The 16493-nt window shown below is 68.5% G+C and carries 14 protein-coding genes; 6 read left to right on the forward strand and 8 right to left on the reverse strand.

Going from position 1 to position 16493, the window contains the following annotated elements:
- Positions 1–183: 183 nt before the first annotated feature.
- Positions 184–510 carry a thioredoxin TrxA gene (gene trxA / locus MARPU_RS01820; protein WP_005224457.1) on the reverse strand — a complete coding sequence of 109 codons (327 nt, stop codon included), beginning with the start codon at positions 508–510 and terminating at the stop codon, positions 184–186.
- 201 nt (positions 511–711) lie between these two features.
- Between trxA and MARPU_RS01825 the strand changes: the two genes are divergently transcribed.
- A complete protein-coding gene (locus MARPU_RS01825; protein ID WP_005224456.1) occupies positions 712–2313 on the forward strand; it encodes a DEAD/DEAH box helicase in 1602 nt (533 codons plus the stop codon).
- Here MARPU_RS01825 and yrfG read toward each other — a convergent pair.
- The gene (yrfG, locus tag MARPU_RS01830) at positions 2274–2993 is read right to left on the reverse strand and encodes a GMP/IMP nucleotidase (RefSeq protein WP_005224455.1); all 720 of its coding nucleotides are present in this window, start codon (positions 2991–2993) and stop codon (positions 2274–2276) included. The genes MARPU_RS01825 and yrfG overlap by 40 nt on opposite strands.
- A gap of 190 nt (positions 2994–3183) precedes the next feature.
- Between yrfG and nudE the strand changes: the two genes are divergently transcribed.
- From nudE to MARPU_RS18060, 5 genes are all read left to right on the forward strand, one after another.
- The gene (nudE, locus tag MARPU_RS01835; protein WP_005224454.1) at positions 3184–3732 is read left to right on the forward strand and encodes an ADP compounds hydrolase NudE; all 549 of its coding nucleotides are present in this window, start codon (positions 3184–3186) and stop codon (positions 3730–3732) included.
- A gap of 44 nt (positions 3733–3776) precedes the next feature.
- Positions 3777–4790: a thioredoxin family protein gene (locus MARPU_RS01840; protein WP_005224453.1), complete on the forward strand. Its 1014-nt coding sequence runs from the start codon at positions 3777–3779 to the stop codon at positions 4788–4790.
- Positions 4791–4960: 170 nt separating this feature from the next.
- Positions 4961–7060, forward strand: a complete 2100-nt coding sequence (pta, locus tag MARPU_RS01845) for a phosphate acetyltransferase (protein WP_005224452.1) — start codon at positions 4961–4963, stop codon at positions 7058–7060.
- Entirely contained in the window at positions 7057–8271 is a 1215-nt protein-coding gene (locus MARPU_RS01850; RefSeq protein WP_005224451.1) for an acetate/propionate family kinase, read from the forward strand. The genes pta and MARPU_RS01850 overlap by 4 nt, the downstream gene beginning before the upstream one ends.
- Before the next feature lie 332 nt (positions 8272–8603).
- Positions 8604–10502, forward strand: coding sequence for an OmpA family protein (locus MARPU_RS18060; RefSeq protein WP_005224450.1), 1899 nt, complete (start codon positions 8604–8606; stop codon positions 10500–10502).
- Positions 10503–10572: 70 nt separating this feature from the next.
- Here the strand turns inward: MARPU_RS18060 and yihA are convergent, their stop codons facing one another.
- The 6 genes from yihA to ubiH form a co-directional block, all read right to left on the reverse strand.
- The gene (gene yihA / locus MARPU_RS01860; RefSeq protein ID WP_005224449.1) at positions 10573–11187 is read right to left on the reverse strand and encodes a ribosome biogenesis GTP-binding protein YihA/YsxC; all 615 of its coding nucleotides are present in this window, start codon (positions 11185–11187) and stop codon (positions 10573–10575) included.
- A 91-nt stretch (positions 11188–11278) separates the two neighbouring features.
- On the reverse strand, positions 11279–11764 hold the full coding sequence (moaC, locus tag MARPU_RS01865) for a cyclic pyranopterin monophosphate synthase MoaC (RefSeq protein ID WP_005224448.1): 486 nt from the start codon (positions 11762–11764) through the stop codon (positions 11279–11281).
- Between the two features lie 55 nt (positions 11765–11819).
- Positions 11820–12368 (reverse strand): inorganic diphosphatase, encoded by a 549-nt coding sequence (ppa, locus tag MARPU_RS01870; RefSeq protein WP_005224447.1) that lies wholly within the window; start codon positions 12366–12368, stop codon positions 11820–11822.
- Between the two features lie 375 nt (positions 12369–12743).
- Positions 12744–14000 (reverse strand): 6-phosphofructokinase, encoded by a 1257-nt coding sequence (locus MARPU_RS01875; protein WP_005224446.1) that lies wholly within the window; start codon positions 13998–14000, stop codon positions 12744–12746.
- 52 nt (positions 14001–14052) lie between these two features.
- Entirely contained in the window at positions 14053–15267 is a 1215-nt protein-coding gene (locus MARPU_RS01880; RefSeq protein WP_005224445.1) for a UbiH/UbiF/VisC/COQ6 family ubiquinone biosynthesis hydroxylase, read from the reverse strand.
- Positions 15260–16489, reverse strand: coding sequence for a 2-octaprenyl-6-methoxyphenyl hydroxylase (gene ubiH / locus MARPU_RS01885; RefSeq protein ID WP_005224444.1), 1230 nt, complete (start codon positions 16487–16489; stop codon positions 15260–15262). The genes MARPU_RS01880 and ubiH overlap by 8 nt, the downstream gene beginning before the upstream one ends.
- Between the last annotated feature and the right edge of the window lie 4 nt (positions 16490–16493).

Raw genomic sequence — 16493 nt, forward strand, 5'->3', positions numbered from 1 at the left:
AAAGACAGAGGTCGTGGCTGGTGGGCAGCGCCCCGCGAGAAGGATCGGTGTCGCGAGAGGATGCGGCTGCAGGACGGCAGCCCACCGGAGAGGGGGCGTCCGGGCGGACGCCCCGTGGAAATTAGAAAGTCGATCGCCTCGAACGCACGGGCGCCTCGCCGCGCGCTGGTTGGTTGCCGGGTGTCAGAGGTTGCTGTCGATGAAGGCGGTCAGCTGCGACTTGGAGACGGCGCCCACCTTGGTCGCCTCGACCTCGCCATCCTTGAACAGCATCAGCGTGGGGATGCCGCGGATGCCGTAACGGGGAGGGGTGTTGGGGTTGTCGTCGATGTTGAGCTTGGCGACCTTGAGGTCCTTGCCGTACTCGCTTGCGATCTCATCGAGGACCGGGGCAATCATCTTGCACGGACCGCACCAGTCGGCCCAGTAGTCTAGGAGCACCGGCTTGGAGGATTTCAGCACCTCCTCCTCGAAGGTGTCATCGGTCACGTGGACGATGCTGTCGCTCACTGGAGTCGTCTCCCGTTGAATTCGTGTGGTGAAGGGCGTGAGAACTCGCCGTTGAGGCGTCGCGCGGGTCGGCTGTGGAGCGGGCGGGCGAATTGGCGTTGATATGGGCCCTTGGGTAAGATGCTATTTGATCCAAAGCGAAGAGAATTTGCAAGCCTTGCCCGCCCGCGAGGTCTGCAGCTCAGGGATACCCGAAACGTCATGACAGACACACACCTCTCCCAGACGCGCCTCGACTCGCTGGCGCTTGATCCGCGGATCCTCGCGGGTCTCGCCGAGACCGGTTTCACCCACTGTACACCGATCCAGGCCGAGACCCTGCCGATCGCCCTGGAGGGGCATGACATCGCCGGTCAGGCGCAGACTGGCACCGGCAAGACCGCCGCCTTCCTGCTCGCGACCATGCAGCGGTTGCTCAGCCATCCCACCGAGCCGCGCGACGCCGCCGACACCGTCTGTCGACCGCGGGCGTTGATCCTCGCCCCGACCCGCGAGCTGGCGGTACAGATCCACAAGGACGCGCTGGTGCTCGGCGCTCACACCGGCTTGCGTCTGGGGTTGGCCTATGGCGGCACCGGCTACCAGAAGCAGCGCGATGAGCTGGCCGCGGGCGTCGACATCCTCATCGGCACCCCGGGACGGTTGATCGACTACTTCAAGCAGCGGGTGTTCGACCTGCGCGGCATCGAAGTGGTGGTGCTCGACGAGGCCGATCGCATGTTCGATCTCGGTTTCATCAAGGACATCCGCTTCCTGCTGCGACGGATGCCGCCGCCCGAGTCGCGCCAGGGGCTGCTGTTCTCGGCCACGCTCTCCTACCGGGTCACCGAGCTGGCCTACGAGCACATGAACCAGCCGCGTCTGATCAAGATCGAGACCGAGCAGGTCACCGCCGACCGGGTGCGCCAGTGCTGTTACATGACCGCCAACGAGGAGAAGATCCCGCTGCTGATCGGGTTGGCGCGCGGCTGGCTCGAGGGCGATGCGCGGATCATCGTCTTCGTCAACACCAAGCGCGAGGCCGATCGCGTCTGGGGCTATCTGCAGGGCAACGGCATCAACACCGCCGTGCTCTCCGGTGACGTCCCGCAGAAACAGCGGTTGCGCCTGCTGCGCGAGTTCACCGAGGGTTCGCTGCCGGTGCTGGTCGGCACCGACGTGGCCGCACGCGGGCTGCACATCCCCGACGTCACCCACGTGGTCAACTTCGACCTGCCCGAGGACCCGGAGGACTATGTCCACCGCGTCGGGCGCACCGCGCGTGCCGGTGCTGCGGGCGATGCCGTGGGCTTCGTCTGCGAGACCTATGCCTTCTGTCTGCCCGACATCGAGTCCTTCATCGACGCCAAGATCACCGTCGAGCCGGTTGATCCGAGCCTGCTCGCCGAGGTCGATCCCGGCAGCCGCTTGCGTCCCGAGCGCGCGCGTCGCGATGGGCGCCGTTCCGGCGAGCGTGGTGAGCGCGGCCACGGCGAACGCGACGGGCGCAGACGCGGCGCGCGACCGAGATCCACCGAGCCGGGCGCGGCGGGCGAGGGCTCGACCCAGGACGCCTCGAGCGAGTTGTCGGCGCAGCCGCCGCGCCCGCGTCGACGGCGTTCGACCAAGGTCTCGGACGCCCCGGCCGCCTGTGCCCTCACCGATCCCGCCCCCGATCCCGCCCCCCAGCCGCCCACCGAGACCGATGCCGGTCAGGCCGAGGCCCCGCGCAAGAGGCGTCGGCGGCGTCGACGCAAGCCCTCAACCAGTCAGGAGACAGGCGTTCAGTCGCCCAAGCCCGAGGAGATCGAGCCGGTCGACTGAGCCACGTCCAGTCCGGGGATCAGCTGCCCGAAGTCGGTGATGGTGGCGAAGTCCTCGACGCGGCGCGGCGCGGCGCGTGAATCGGGTGCGCCGACGGCGAGTAGCCAGCCGAAGCCGTAGTCGCGCGCCGCGTGCAGCACCTGCGGGTTGTCGTCGACGAACAGAGTGCGCGCCGGGTCGAAGGGTTCGATGGTCTGCACCCGCGACCAGAATCCCGGTGTCTCCTTGACCGCGCCGAGGTCATGGGCGCAGATGATGTGCTCGAAGTGACCGGCGAGACGGGTGCGTTCGAGCTTGAGCGCGAGCGCGCGCTGGTGGGCGTTGGTGACCAGCACCCGGCGCCTGCCGCGCGCGGCGAGCAGTTCGAGAAACTCGACCACCCGCGGGTGCACCGCGATCAGGTGCTCGACCTCGCGCTTGAGCAGGGCGACGTCGAGACCGAGTTCGCGGCTCCAGTGATCGAGACAGTACCACTCGATGGTGCCGGCGAGATCGTGATAGCGGGCGTGCAGCTCGGCCCTGGCCGTCGCCACCGGGATGCCGCGCGCCTCGGCATAGCGCCGGGGCATGTGCTCGAGCCAGAAGTGGTTGTCGAAGTGCAGGTCCAGCAGGGTGCCGTCCATGTCGAGGAAGACGGCGTCGATCCGCGTCCAGTCGAGGTCGATGGGCTCTGGGGTCATGTGCTGCGCCGGAGGTTGGTTGCGAGTGGGAGACCGCCGCCTTGGGTCGGGAGCGGTCGGGCAGAGGATGCCCGATGCCGGGGCGCGACGCCAACCCGTCGCGCCCCGGCGGCCTTCGGTTATGGTGGTTTCGAGCCGCGTGCCCGGTGTCGGGCTGCCGCGGCGCTCTCATCCCTGCAAGGAGTCCCTGATGCGGTCCAAACCCAAGATTCTCGACCGTCGCGTGGTCGCCGAGAGTCGACTGTTCCGGGTCGAGCAGATCGATCTGGAGTTCGCCAACGGCGCGCGGCGTACCTATGAGCGGGTGCCCGGCAGTGGCAACGACTCGGTGATGATCGTGCCGATGCTCGATGCCGAGACGGTGTTGCTGATCCGCGAGTACGGCGCCGGCAGCGAGCGTTACGAACTCGGCCTGCCCAAGGGGGTGGTGGAGCCGGGCGAAGACCCGCTCGAGGCCGCCAATCGTGAGCTTCAGGAGGAGGTCGGGCATGGCGCGCGCGCGCTGCGCGTCATCGACCGAGTCTCGCTGGTGCCCGGCTATATCGCCCATCGCAGCCTGATCGTGCTCGCCCAGGATCTCTATCCGAGTCGTCTGCCGGGCGACGAGCCGGAGGACATCGAGGTGATACCCTGGCGCTTGGACGCGCTCGATGCGCTGCTCGCGCGCGAGGACTTCGACGAGGCGCGCGCCATCGCCGCGCTCTTCCTCGCGCAGCGCGCGCTTGCCGCCGGGGACTGAGCGGCGCGCCGTCACCGCTGGGGTCGATATCGGGAGGGATCCGCATGACCATCATTCGAGTATGGCTGGCTGCTGCTCTGCTGGCGGTGACGATCGCCGTGGTGGCAGAGGAGGGCGGTGGGGCCTTCGACGATCGTCCGCGCGCGACCCTGCTCGAACACCCCGACTGGTTCACCGAGACCCTGTTCGATCTTCCCGATGACCTGGCCGGGGCGGTGGCGGCGGGCAAGCACGGGCTGATGGTCTATGTCGGCCAGCGCCGTTGCGCCTATTGTCATCTGTTGATGGACGAGGTGTTCGGCCGGGCCGACATCCGCGACTACACCCGGCGTCATTTCGATGTGGTCGCGCTCGACGCCTGGGGCGTGGCCGAGGTCACCGCGATGGATGGCACGGTGCTCAGCGAGCGCGCGCTGGCACTGCGCGAGCAGGCCGACTTCACCCCGACGCTCTTGTTCTATGATGCCGCGGGACGACTGGCACTGCGGCTGCGCGGTTACTACCCGCCCTATCAGTTTCGCGCCGCGCTCGAATACGTCGCCGACGACCACTATCGAAGCGAGTCCTTCCGCGACTATCTCGCCCGTGGCGACAATCGTCTGGTGTTCGAACTCGACGCGCTCAACGAGGCCGATTTCTTCCAGCCGCCGCCGCACAACCTCGATCGTCGCTTCCCTGCCGAACGGCCACTGGCGATCTTCTTCGAGCGCGGCGAGTGTCATGCCTGCGACGTGCTCCATGGCCAGGTGTTGCGCGAGACCGGACTGGATGCATCTTTCACCCGGATCGACGCGGTACAGCTCGACATGGATGCCCCCACCCCGGTGATCACCCCCGACGGTCGACGTGTCCGCGCGCGCGACTGGGCCGCCGAGCTGGGGCTGTTCTATGCGCCGTCGGTGCTGTTCTTCGACGAGCGCGGTCGTGAGCTGCTGCGGGTCGACTCGGTGGCGAGTTTCTATCGGCTCGGGCGGGTGCTCGAATACATCGACAGCCGCGCCTATCGCGATCTCTCCTATGGTCGGTGGCGGGGGCGTGTGGAGACCTCCGATGAGTGAGGTCGCCCGATTCGTGTACGGTGCTAGTGTTGAGAAAATCAGGGGGTCCGGCGCTACGTCATTGAAATAGCGCGATCCCGGCATGGTTATTATCTGTTATTTTGCCGCGTCGCTGTTTTTGACGGTCTGACGATCGCGCACGATCGTCATGCCCCGTAAGAGGAAGAATAATGCAAAGCGTCTATATCGCCGGCGCCGGACGTGGTAGCGGCAAGTCCGTGGTCGTGCTCGGCTTCATGGAGATGCTCTCGTCGGTCAAGCAGAAGGTCGGGTTCTTCCGGCCGTTCGCTCCCCGAGGCTCGAGCGAAGACAATCTGACCGCGCTGATCCGCAGCCGTTACGATCTGCCGTTTCCGCCCGAGATGCTCTACGGCTGCACGGTCGAGACCGCCCGGCAACTGATCGGCAGCGGCCGCTACGACGAGCTGCTGAAGCTGATCCTCAACAAGTTCAAGATGCTCGAGGAGCGCTGCGACCTGGTGGTCTGCGCCGGGACCGACTACAACGGTCTGATCCCCTCGCTCGAGCTTGGCTTCAACGCCGATCTGGCGAGCCACTTCGGCTGCGGTCTGGTGGCGGTGGTCAAGGGCTTCGGTCGCACCCCACAGGAGGCGCAGGACGCCTTGCACATTGCTCACGAGCTGATGCGCGAGCGCGGCGGCGACTTCCTGGTGAGCATCGTCAACGGCGTCGAGCCCGAGTGCGTCGAGACGGTCAAGGACCGTGCCCGCGACCTGCTCACCGACAAGGAGAACGTCTGCGTCATCCCCGAGGACGCCGAACTCGGCATGCCGACGGTCGGCGAGGTCTGTCAGGCGTTGGGCGCCGAGCGCCTTTACGGCGACGACGACGCCATGAACCAGGTGGTGTCGAGCTACAAGATTGCCGCCATGGCGGTGCCCGACTTCCTCGGCTATGTCGAGGACGGCAGCCTGATCATCACCCCCGGTGACCGCGCCGACATCATCCTCGCCAGTCTCGCCGCCGATGCCTCGGCCGCCTTCCCGCGGGTGGCCGGACTGCTGCTCACCGGTGGTATCGAGCCCTCGGACAAGGTGCGCCAGCTCATCGAGGGGTTGCGCCGCACCAAGGTCGCCATTCTCCAGGTGCCGACCGACACCTTCACCACGGCGATGAACCTGCACGGCATCGAATCGACCATTCTCCCCGGCGACGCGCGCAAGATCGCCGCCGCGCTGGGGTTGTTCGAGGCGCACGTCGACGTCGACGATCTGCGCACCCGGCTCACCGGGCGGCGCTCTGAGCGGGTCACCCCGCTGATGTTCGAGTACGAGCTGATCCAGCGCGCCAAGGCGCGGCGCCAGCGCATCGTGCTGCCCGAGGGCAATGACGAGCGGGTGCTGCGCGCCGCTGAGATCCTGCTGCTGCGCCAGGTCGCCGACCTCACCCTGCTCGGCAATCCCGACGAGATCCATCGCACCATCGGCGAACTCGGACTCAAGCTCGAGGGGGTCCGCATCCTCGACCCGGCCACGGCGCCGGAGCGTGAGCGCTATGCCAAGGCCTACTACGAGCTGCGCCGGCACAAGGGGATCTCCGAGCAGATGGCGCTCGATGTGCTCGAGGACGTCAGCTACTTCGGTACCATGATGGTGCACGTGGGCGACGCCGACGGCATGGTCTCGGGCGCGGTGCACACCACCCAGCACACCATCCGTCCGGCCTTCGAGACGGTCAAGACCAAGCCCGGCGTCGAGCTGGTCTCGAGCGTGTTCTTCATGTGCCTGCCCGATCGAGTGCTGGTCTACGGCGACTGTGCGGTCAACCCCAACCCGACCTCCGAGCAGCTCGCCGAGATCGCCGTGACCTCGGCCGAGACCGCCGCGGCCTTCGGCCTCGAGCCGCGGGTGGCGATGCTCTCTTACTCGAGCGGCAGCTCGGGCAAGGGCGAGGACGTCGAGCGGGTGCGCGAGGCCGCGCGGCTCGCCCGCGAGCGTCGCCCGGACCTCAAGATCGAGGGTCCGATCCAGTACGACGCCGCCGTCGACGTCAACGTCGCACGCTCGAAGATGCCCGACAGCGAGGTCGCCGGACACGCCACCGTACTGGTGTTCCCCGACCTCAACACCGGCAACAATACTTACAAGGCGGTGCAGCGCAGCGCCGGGGCGGTGGCCATCGGGCCGGTGCTCCAGGGGCTCAACAAGCCGGTCAACGACCTCAGCCGCGGCTGTACCGTCACCGACATCATCAACACCGTCGCCATCACCGCCATCCAGGCGCAGACCGAACAGGAGATCCAGGCATGAAGGTGCTGGTCCTCAACTCGGGGAGTTCCTCGATCAAATATCAGCTCTTCCGCAGCGAAGACTGGACCGCCATCGCCTCGGGCATGGTCGCGCGCATCGGCGAGACCGAGGGCGAGATGCGTCTCGAGTGGCTCGACGCCGATGGGGTGATGCAGCGCGATCAGAACGATCTCGCCGTGCCCTCGCACCAGGAGGGCATCGACTTCATCGTCGAGACGCTGCAGTCGCACGGCGTGCTCGGGGACGTCTCCGAACTCAGCGCCATCGGTCACCGGGTGGTCCACGGCGGGCCGCACTTCAAGCACCCGGTGATCGTCGACGCCGACGTCCTCGCCGAGCTGCACGAGGTGATCCCGCTCGCGCCGCTGCACAACCCTGGTCATCTGGCCGGGATCGAGGTCTCGCGCAAGCACTTCCCGAGCGTTCCTTCGGTGGTGGTGTTCGACACCGCCTTCCACCAGACCATGCCGCCGACGGCCTACCGTTATGCGATCCCGGAGTATCTCTACACCGAGCACCGCATCCGTCGCTACGGCTTCCACGGCACCTCACACCACTATGTCGCCAAGCGTGCCGCCGAGCTGCTCGACAAGCCGCTCGAGCAGTGCAACCTGATCACCATGCACCTCGGTAACGGCGCCAGCGCCAGCGCCATCCGCAACGGTCGCTGCGTCGACACCTCAATGGGGCTGACCCCGCTCGAGGGGCTGATGATGGGCACGCGTTGCGGCGACATGGACCCGGCGGTTCCGATCTATCTGAGCAAACACCTCGGGCTCAATGCCGAGGCGATCGATCACATGCTCAACCGTCAGAGCGGTCTGCTCGGGATCTGCGGCGTCAACGACATGCGCGAGGTGGTGCGCCTGGCCGAACGCGGCAACGAGCGCGCCGAGCTGGCGCTGGGGATGATGACCCACCGGCTGAAGAAGTACATCGGCGCCTACTACGCCGAACTCGGCGCGGTCGACGCCATCGTCTTCACCGGCGGGATCGGCGAGAACTCTGCCGAGGTCCGTGCCGGCGCCTGCGCCGGGCTCGAGGCGCTGGGCATCGAACTCGACGCCGCGGCCAATGCCGGTCGCGCCGATGAGGCCGGATTGTGCATCAGCACCGCCGAGAGCCGGGTGCAGCTGTGGGTGATCCCCACCAACGAGGAGCTGGAGATCGCCCAGCAGACCCTGGCCACGGTGGAGCGCAAGCGGCGCTGAGCCTTGCCCGAGCCGCCAGGGGCCATCGTTTGGTCGGCGGCGGCTGGCGCTGATCTCCCGATCAGGCGTACAGGACGTGAGCGGCGCGACGGGCGAGCCCCGCGCGCCGCTCATGTTTTTATGGGGCGCGGGATCCTGATTGGATGATCGGGAGGGACAAGCGCGCATCGGCGCATCCAGGTCGGGGCACTCTGTCATGCTGCTGATCCGCCGGATGTGCGGCCCGTACGGTAAATGCGAGATAATCCGCTATTCAACCGTGGTCCGCTTGGGGTTTCCCGTCGGCCACGCATGAGAACAACGACCGAACGAGCCACCCCAAGGAGGTGACGATGTCCGATACCAGCTCTACGTTCTGGAGACCGGTTGCGCTGTTCCTGCTGGTCGCCCTGATCGGCGTCTATTTGCTCTACGAGTGGTATGACGACCGGCTCTATGAACAGCTCGACACCCAGGAGAGCGCGCTCGCCCAGGCCGCGCGCAATGCTCGCCAGCTCGATGTCCAGCTCGCCGAGGCCGAGTCGCGTCGCGAGGCGCTGGCTGCCGAACTCGATCGCTTGGGTGCCGAGCACGCGGCGCAGTTGAGCCAGCTCGAACAGCGGCTCGCCACACTGCTCGGCGAGAAGCAGGACCTGGAGGAGCGCTACCAGGCGTTGCTCGAGCGCCATCAGGCGATGGAGGTCGATCTCGACTCCGAGCGTGCCCAGGCGAGCGGTGCCTATGCCGAACTCGAGGTGCGTTATCAGCAGGCCGAGGAGACCATCGCCACGCTGCGTGACGATCTCTCCCGGGTCCATGAGACGATCGCCGCCACCGCGGCCGAGCACCGTGCCCATATCGAGACCCTGGAGCGTCATCTCAACGAGCGCATCCATCTCTCCACCACCACGCCGATGGATGCCGAGCTGCTGCGTCTGGCGCAGAACCTCGGGGTCGTGCCCTCGGAGGCCGATCGTCAGGCCATCGCCGAACTCAAGACCAAGCTCGAGCTGCTGCAGGAGGACTATGCCGCCGCCCGCGCCAAGTACGAGGTCGACTGCGCCCATCTGCGCCAGGCGCTGGAGCAGGCCGAGGCCAAGGTCGAGGCGCGCGGCGCCGAACTCGAGCAGCTCAAGATCGCCTACGACGAGGCGCTGGCGGCGCTCGAGACGCGTCCCGCCGAGGCTGGCGAGGCGGTTGCCGAGCTTGCCGAACTGAACCGGACCCTGGCCGCGCGCGAGGCGCGGATCGGCGAGCTGGAAGCACGGCTGGTGGCAGTCGGTCAGCAGCGGGTCGAGGCCGAGGCTGCGCTCGCCGCGCGTCCGAGCGCGGCGCAACTCGCCGAACTCGAGCGCGCGCTCGGCGAGGCGCGAGCCCGCATCGAGGGGCTGGAGACCGAGGCAGCCGCTGCCGTCGAGGGGGCCGATGCCAGTGCCGCGCTGCGCGAGCAGCTGGCCGCGCGCGAGGCGCGGATCGCCGAGCTGGGTGCCGCGCTCGCCGAGCTGGAGACCGGGCACCAGGCACTGAGCGCCGAACTCGATGCCCGTCCCACCGCGGCGCGGGTGAGCGAACTCGAACAGGCCCTCGCCGAGGCGCAAGGGCGGATTGCCGAGCTGGAGGATGAGCTGGCAGCCTTCGCCGCCGGTGTCGACGCCGATGCCGGACTGCGCGAGCGGCTGGCGGCGCGCGAGGCGCGGATCTCCGCGCTGGAGTCGCAGCTCGCCGCGCAGCAGGCACGGCTGGCCGAGGCCGATGCCGCGCTCGCCGAGCAGGCCGACGACGCCGAGGTTGAGGGGCAGGTCGAGGCGCTGAGCGCGGCGCTCGCCGCCGAGCGCGCCGAGACCGCACGGGTGCGCGCGCTCTACCAGCGCCTGGCCGAGCTGGGGGCGAGCTACACCGAGCAGGGGATGCGGCTGCGGCTGGCCAACGACACCCTGCGCTTCCCCTCGGGGGCGGCGACCCTGCCCGCCGGCGAGCTGCCGGTGCTCGATGGTATCGTCGCGCTGCTCGCCGACCATCCGGGGCTGACGCTACGCATCGTCGGTCATACCGACAGCGCCGGCAGCGATGCGATCAACCTGGAACTCTCGCGCCAGCGTGCCGAGGCGGTGCGCCAGGGACTGATCGAGCGTGGGCTGGAGGCCGCGCGGGTCGAGGCCGAGGGCATCGGCGAGGCCGAGCCGATCGCCAGCAACGCCACCGCGAGCGGTCGCGCCAGCAACCGCCGGGTCGAGATCTATGTGATCGAGTGACCCACCGGCGGCGCCCGTCGCGGCGCCGCCACGCGCGCGTCCGGTTCCGCCGGGCGCCTGTCCTCCCGCCTCAGTCGGTGAGTTCCTCGCCGACCGCCAGCCGGGCATCGAGCCAGGCGTGCACGTCCTCGACGCCCTGGCGTTCGAGCGACGAGAAGCGCTGTACCGTGATCAGGTCGCCGGCCTCGCGCAGCTCCTTGGCCACTGCCAGCTCGGCGGCGCGTGCCGCGCCCTTGCGGTACTTGTCGGCCTTGGTCAGCAGCAGCAACAGCGGCAGCTCGGCCTCCAGCCCCCAGGCGATCATCTGCCGGTCGAAGGCGGCCAGTGGGTGACGGATGTCCATCACCACCACCAGTCCGGCGAGCGCGCGGCGCTCGATCAGATAGGCCGCCAGGTGTTGCTGCCACTGGCGCTTGACCGATTCGGCGACCTTGGCGTAGCCGTAGCCGGGTAGGTCGACCAGACGCCGCTGCTCGTCGAGTTCGAAGAACACCAGGTGCTGGGTACGGCCCGGGGTCTTGCTGGTGCGCGCCAGTGCCTTCTGGTGACAGAGGGTGTTGATGGCACTCGATTTGCCGGCGTTGGAGCGACCGGCGAAGGCGACCTCGCGACCGCTGTCGGTCGGGGCCTGATCGACTCTCGGGACCGAGGTGAGGAAGTGGGCGCGTTGATAGAAGGGATTCATGGCGTGTGCGTGCTGGATTGATCGCCGTGTGGGCGAGGGGAATGGCGTCTGGCGCCGGGATGGGTAGGGATGCCTGAGTGGCGGGGCGGCGTCAAGCCTCGACGGGGCGCTGCCAGTGTCCGGAGCGGCCGCCGTGCTTCTCGACCAGGCGCACCTGCTCGATGGTCATGCCGCGATCGCTCGCCTTGCACATGTCATAGATGGTGAGCAGCGCGACCTGGACGGCGCACAGCGCCTCCATCTCGACCCCGGTGGGAGCGGTGGTCTCGACCCGGGCGCTGCATGTGACGGCGCTGTTCTCGGCGTCGGGGGTGAAGGCGATCTCTACCCGCGAGAGCGCGAGCGGATGACAGAGCGGGATCAGATCAGCGGTGCGCTTGGCACCCATGATGCCGGCGATGCGCGCCACGCCGAGCACGTCGCCCTTGCCGGCGCCGCCCTGGCGAATGCGCTCGAGGGTTGCCGGGCGCATGCGGATGCGCCCCTCGGCGAGGGCGCCGCGCCGGGTCGAGGGCTTGTCGCCGACATCGACCATGCGCGCTGCGCCCTGGTCGTCGAAATGGGTGAGGTCGTCCATCGGCGGGGCTCCATCGGTCGGGGCGCCGCCCGCCCTGGGGCGGGCGGGACGCGGATCAGAAGGCCGGCTTCTCCGGGGCCTCGTCGAACATGCGCACGCTCTCCATGATCTCCTGGCGTGCCTCTTCGCGGCCGAACCAGCCGTCGACACGGACCCACTTGCCTTCGTCGAGATCCTTGTAGTGCTCGAAGAAGTGGGCGATCTGGTCGAGCAGGTGCTCGGGCATGTCGCGGAAGTTGGTGATGTGACGATAGCCCTTGTAGAGCTTGTCGATCGGCAGCGCCAGCACCTTGGCGTCGTCGCCCGACTCGTCGGTCATCTTCAGCACGCCGATCGGGCGGCATTTGATCACCGAGCCGCACAGCAGCGGATAGGGCGTGGCCACCAGCACGTCGACCGGGTCGCCGTCGGCCGACAGGGTGTGGGGGACATAGCCGTAGTTGCAGGGGTAGTACATGGCTGTCGACATGAAGCGGTCGACGAACATCGCGCCGGTGTCCTTGTCCATCTCGTACTTCACCGGCTCGGAACGGGCCGGGATCTCGATGATGACGTTGATTTCGTTGGGGACGTTGTCGCCCCTGGAGACTTTCTTCAGATCCATGTAAGTACTCTGATGGTTACGAGGGGTGGTTGTCGCGACGCGCACGCAGGCCCGGGGGAGTAGAACCCCCCGACGCACACGCGCGACGGAAAGCGACGGATTGTAGACGATCCCCGTGACGGAATCCCAATCGCGGGCGGTTTCGGTGGGTTTCAGCGGTCAGCCCAGTCGGGGATTGAACCGCCAAGGCGCGAAGGGCGCGAAGGTGATCAAGGCGTCATTGTCCAAGCTGTCTCGATGCTATTCGGTGCGTGCGCTGACAGACGACGGGTGGAGCCGTGGTGTGATCGATGGATGTCCGCCAGCCCAGATGTGGGCTGACGGCAACGGCACGCTTCTTTGCGTGCTTCGCGTCTTTGTGGTTCAGCGTTTCGCCTACTCGACCTCGAACAGTCCGAGTCTGCGCTCGACGGCGCGGTTCTGGAGGGTGACGTATTTGGGCAGGCCGTGCTCGAAGGGCGGGTAGTCCTCGCCCTGGATCAGCGGGATCAGGTAGTCCTTGCAGGCCTGGGTGATGCCGTAGCCGTCGGCGGAGATGAATTCCTTGGGCATGAACTTCTCGACGTTGGCGACCTCGGCGAGCGGGGCCTCGCCGACCTCCCAGGCGTAGGGATCATTGCTCAGACGGCGCACCGTCGGCATCACCGCGTTGTGCCCGGCGAGGGCGAACTCGACTCCGGCGCGGCCCATGGCGTAGGCCTGCTCGACGTCGGTCTTGGAGGCGAGATGTCGCGCGGCGCGCTGCAGATAGTCGGCCACCGCCCAGTGGAACTTGTAGCCGAAGGCCTCCTTGACCATGTTCGCCACCACCGGCGCGGCGCCGCCAAGCTGGGCGTGGCCGAAGGCGTCGCGGGTACCCTGCTCGGCGAGGAAGCGGCCATCGGGGTGGTGCGCGCCCTCGGAGACCACTACGGTGCAGAAACCGTGACGCTCGACCTTCTCCTGCACCGCGGCGAGGAAACGGGTCTGGTCGAACTCGACCTCGGGGAAGAGCACCAGCACCGGGATGCCGTGATCCTCGGCGAGCGCGCCGGCGGCGGCGATCCAGCCGGCGTGACGGCCCATCACCTCGAGCACGAAGACCTTGGTCGAGGTCTTGGCCATCGAGCGCACGTCGAACGAGGCCTCGAGGGTGGAGGTGGCGATGTACTTGGCCACCGAGCCGAAGCCGGGGCAGTTGTCGGTGATCGGCAGGTCGTTGTCGACGGTCTTGGGGATGTGGATCGCCTGCACCGGGTAGCCGAGGCTGGCCGAGAGCTGGGAGACCTTGTAGCAGGTGTCGGCCGAGTCGCCGCCGCCGTTGTAGAAGAAGTAGCCGATGTCGTGGGCGCGGAAGACCTCGATCAGGCGCTCGTACTCGCGGCGGTTGGCCTCCAGGCTCTTGAGCTTGTAGCGACAGGAGCCGAAGGCGCCGGACGGGGTGTAGCGCAGCGCGGCGATCGCCTCGTCGGACTCGGCCGAGGTGTCGGTCAGGTCCTCGGTGAGCGCGCCGATGATGCCGTTGCGCCCGGCATAGACCTTGTCGATCCGGTCGGGATGCTGGCGCGCGGTCTCGAGCACGCCGCAGGCCGAGGCGTTGATGACGGCGGTGACGCCGCCGGATTGGGCGTAGAAGGCGTTCTTCGCGGACATGTCGGTGGTCCCCCTTGGATGCTTTTCGGATTCGGATGTGGCGTGGCCGGGCTCAGGGGCGCGCCAGTGGCGGCAGGTCGTCGCCGAGGCCCAGGGCACGCGCGATGAAGGCGCGCTTGAGCGCGGGCAGGTGATCGGTGGCGCTGAGCCCCAGACCGCGCAGGCGCGCCAGTAACGGGTTGGTGTTGCCGAACAACCGCTTGAAGCCGTCCATGGCGGCGAGCATCGCCAGGTTGTCGCCGCGGCGCGCGCGCTCGTAGTGACGCAGTGTCCAGCAGCCGTTGATCGCGCGTCCGCGGGCGCGTGCCAGGTCGAGCGCGGCGGCCAGTTCGGCGGCGTCGAGGAAGCCGAGATTGACCCCCTGACCGGCGAGCGGATGGATGGCGTGGGCGGCATCGCCGATCAGCGCTAGCCCCGGTTGTACGTAGCGCTTGGCGTGTTGCAGGCGCAGCGCGAAGGCGGCGCGCTCGCCCTCGAGCACCAGCCTGCCGAGCCGCCCCTCGCTGGCCTCGGTGAGCGCCTCGGAGAAGGCTGCCGGGGCGAGCCCGAGCAGCGTCTCGGCATGTTGCTCGGTGGTCGACCAGACCAGCGAGCAGGCGCCGTCGCGCAGCGGCAGCAGGGCCAGCGGCCCGCTCGGCAGGAAGCGCTGCCAGGCCGTCTCCTGGTGGTCGTGCTCGGGGCGGACGGTGGCGACGATGGCGCGCTGATCGTAGTCCCAGCCATAGGTCTCGATCCCGGCGAGGGCGCGGACCTGGGAGTCGCGCCCGTCGGAGCCGACCAGCAGTCGGCCCTGCAGCTGCCGGCCGTCGTCAAGCCCGAGGTGGGTGAGACCGGTCTCGTGGGTGAATTCGGTGATCCGCGCCGGGGTGATCAGCTCGACCTCGGTGTGTGCCGACAGGTGCTCCCAGAGCGCGCGCTGGATGACCCGGTTCTCGACGATGTGGCCGAGATCGGGCTCGCCGAGCGCGCGGCCGTCGAAGTGCACGCTGTCGCCCTTGCCGGTCCACACCCGCATCTCGCGATAGGGGCTGGCGCCGAGCGCGAGGATGCGCTCCCACACCCCGAGCCGTTGCAGGATGCGCTGGCTGGCACGGCTGAGCGCGCAGACGCGAAGATCGCGCGAGCCTTCCGGCCAGTCGAGCATTGGCGCGCGCGGCTCGATCACCGCGATGCGCAGTCCCTTGTCGGCACAGGCGGCGGCGCAGAGCGCGCCGACCATGCCACCGCCGACGATCAGCAGGTCGTGGGTCGCGTCCGGATCAGACATGGCTCGTCCTCAGGGGTAGACCACAGGCAAGGCGGGGCTGGGTTCCTTCCAGCCCCATGAAGCGTTGTGCGACCCGCTGGCGGGCGCCGGGGAGCAGGTCGATGCCGAGCATCGCCGCGGCACGCAACCCGAGCACCGGGCGCAACGGGTTGACGAAGACCCGCGCCAGCAGGTCGGTGACCAGCCCGGTGACGAGCTGGTCGCCGCCGCGCCAGCGACGATAGGCGGCGAGGGTCTCGGGGTCGCCGGGATCGGCGCGCCCGGCCGGCTCGGCGAGCACCTCGGCGAGCGCGGCGACATCGCGCAGCCCGAGGTTGAAGCCCTGGCCGGCGACCGGGTGGAGGGTATGGGCGGCGTTGCCGATCAGCACCACGCGCTGCTGTACCGGCTTGCGGGTGAGCGCGAGTCGCAGCGGATAGGCCTGGCGCGCCGAGGGGCGTTCGAGCCGGCCGAGCCGGTGGCCGAAGCGCGCCTGCAGCAGCGCGATGAAGTCGGTGTCGGAGAGCGCGAGCAGCTCGGCGGTCTCGTCCTCGCGGCAGGTCCAGACCACCGAGTAGCGCCCCTCGGTCATCGGCAGCAGCGCCAGCGGACCGCTCTCGGTGAAACGCTCGTAGGCGGTGCCGGGGCTGGCGTGGTCGGCGGTGACCGTGGTGATGATGGCGTCCTGGCCGTAGGCGTGGCCCCGGGTGCCGAGCCCGAGCCGGGCGCGGATGGCCGAGTCGCCGCCGTCGGCGGCCACCAGCAGCTGGGTGCCGAGCTGGAGGTCGCGTCCCTGACAGTGCAGGTCGAGCGTGACCCGCTCGCCCTCGAGTCGATGGTTGCAGAGCCGCGCCGGACACAGGGTGGTGAGGGTGTCGAGGGTGGCGAGCCGGGTGCGGATGGCATGCCCCATGACCCGCGCCGGGGCCACCTGGCCGAGCGCCTCGACGCCGAGCTCGGCGTGATCGAGGCGGGTGAAGCCGCAGTGTCCGCGATCGGAGACATGGACCCTGCGGATGGGTTCGGCCTCGGCGGCGATGCGCGGCCACAGCCCGATGCCCTGGAGGATGCGCTGGCTGCCGAGCGAGAGGGCGATCACCCGCTCGTCATAGCTCGGCTGGTGCATGGTCTCGGGGGCGACGGCCTCGACCAGCGCGATCCTGAGTCCGGTCGGGGCGAGGGCACAGGCCAGGGCGCCCCCGACCAGCCCGCCGCCGACGATCACCACATCGTACTCGTGCATAGCT

Source organism: Marichromatium purpuratum 984 (genome assembly GCF_000224005.2).
GTDB classification, from domain to species: Bacteria; Pseudomonadota; Gammaproteobacteria; order Chromatiales; family Chromatiaceae; genus Marichromatium; species Marichromatium purpuratum.

What these genes read in the sequence shown, in the direction of transcription:
- ppa (WP_005224447.1), bottom strand. Translation starts at nt 12,368, where the DNA reads ATGGATCTGAAGAAAGTCTCCAGGGGCGACAACGTCCCCAACGAAATC.
- MARPU_RS01880 (WP_005224445.1), bottom strand. Translation starts at nt 15,267, where the DNA reads ATGTCTGATCCGGACGCGACCCACGACCTGCTGATCGTCGGCGGTGGC.
- ubiH (WP_005224444.1), bottom strand. Translation starts at nt 16,489, where the DNA reads ATGCACGAGTACGATGTGGTGATCGTCGGCGGCGGGCTGGTCGGGGGC.
- MARPU_RS18060 (WP_005224450.1), top strand. Translation starts at nt 8,604, where the DNA reads ATGTCCGATACCAGCTCTACGTTCTGGAGACCGGTTGCGCTGTTCCTG.
- moaC (WP_005224448.1), bottom strand. Translation starts at nt 11,764, where the DNA reads ATGGACGACCTCACCCATTTCGACGACCAGGGCGCAGCGCGCATGGTC.
- yihA (WP_005224449.1), bottom strand. Translation starts at nt 11,187, where the DNA reads ATGAATCCCTTCTATCAACGCGCCCACTTCCTCACCTCGGTCCCGAGA.
- yrfG (WP_005224455.1), bottom strand. Translation starts at nt 2,993, where the DNA reads ATGACCCCAGAGCCCATCGACCTCGACTGGACGCGGATCGACGCCGTC.
- nudE (WP_005224454.1), top strand. Translation starts at nt 3,184, where the DNA reads ATGCGGTCCAAACCCAAGATTCTCGACCGTCGCGTGGTCGCCGAGAGT.
- MARPU_RS01875 (WP_005224446.1), bottom strand. Translation starts at nt 14,000, where the DNA reads ATGTCCGCGAAGAACGCCTTCTACGCCCAATCCGGCGGCGTCACCGCC.
- MARPU_RS01850 (WP_005224451.1), top strand. Translation starts at nt 7,057, where the DNA reads ATGAAGGTGCTGGTCCTCAACTCGGGGAGTTCCTCGATCAAATATCAG.
- MARPU_RS01840 (WP_005224453.1), top strand. Translation starts at nt 3,777, where the DNA reads ATGACCATCATTCGAGTATGGCTGGCTGCTGCTCTGCTGGCGGTGACG.
- pta (WP_005224452.1), top strand. Translation starts at nt 4,961, where the DNA reads ATGCAAAGCGTCTATATCGCCGGCGCCGGACGTGGTAGCGGCAAGTCC.
- MARPU_RS01825 (WP_005224456.1), top strand. Translation starts at nt 712, where the DNA reads ATGACAGACACACACCTCTCCCAGACGCGCCTCGACTCGCTGGCGCTT.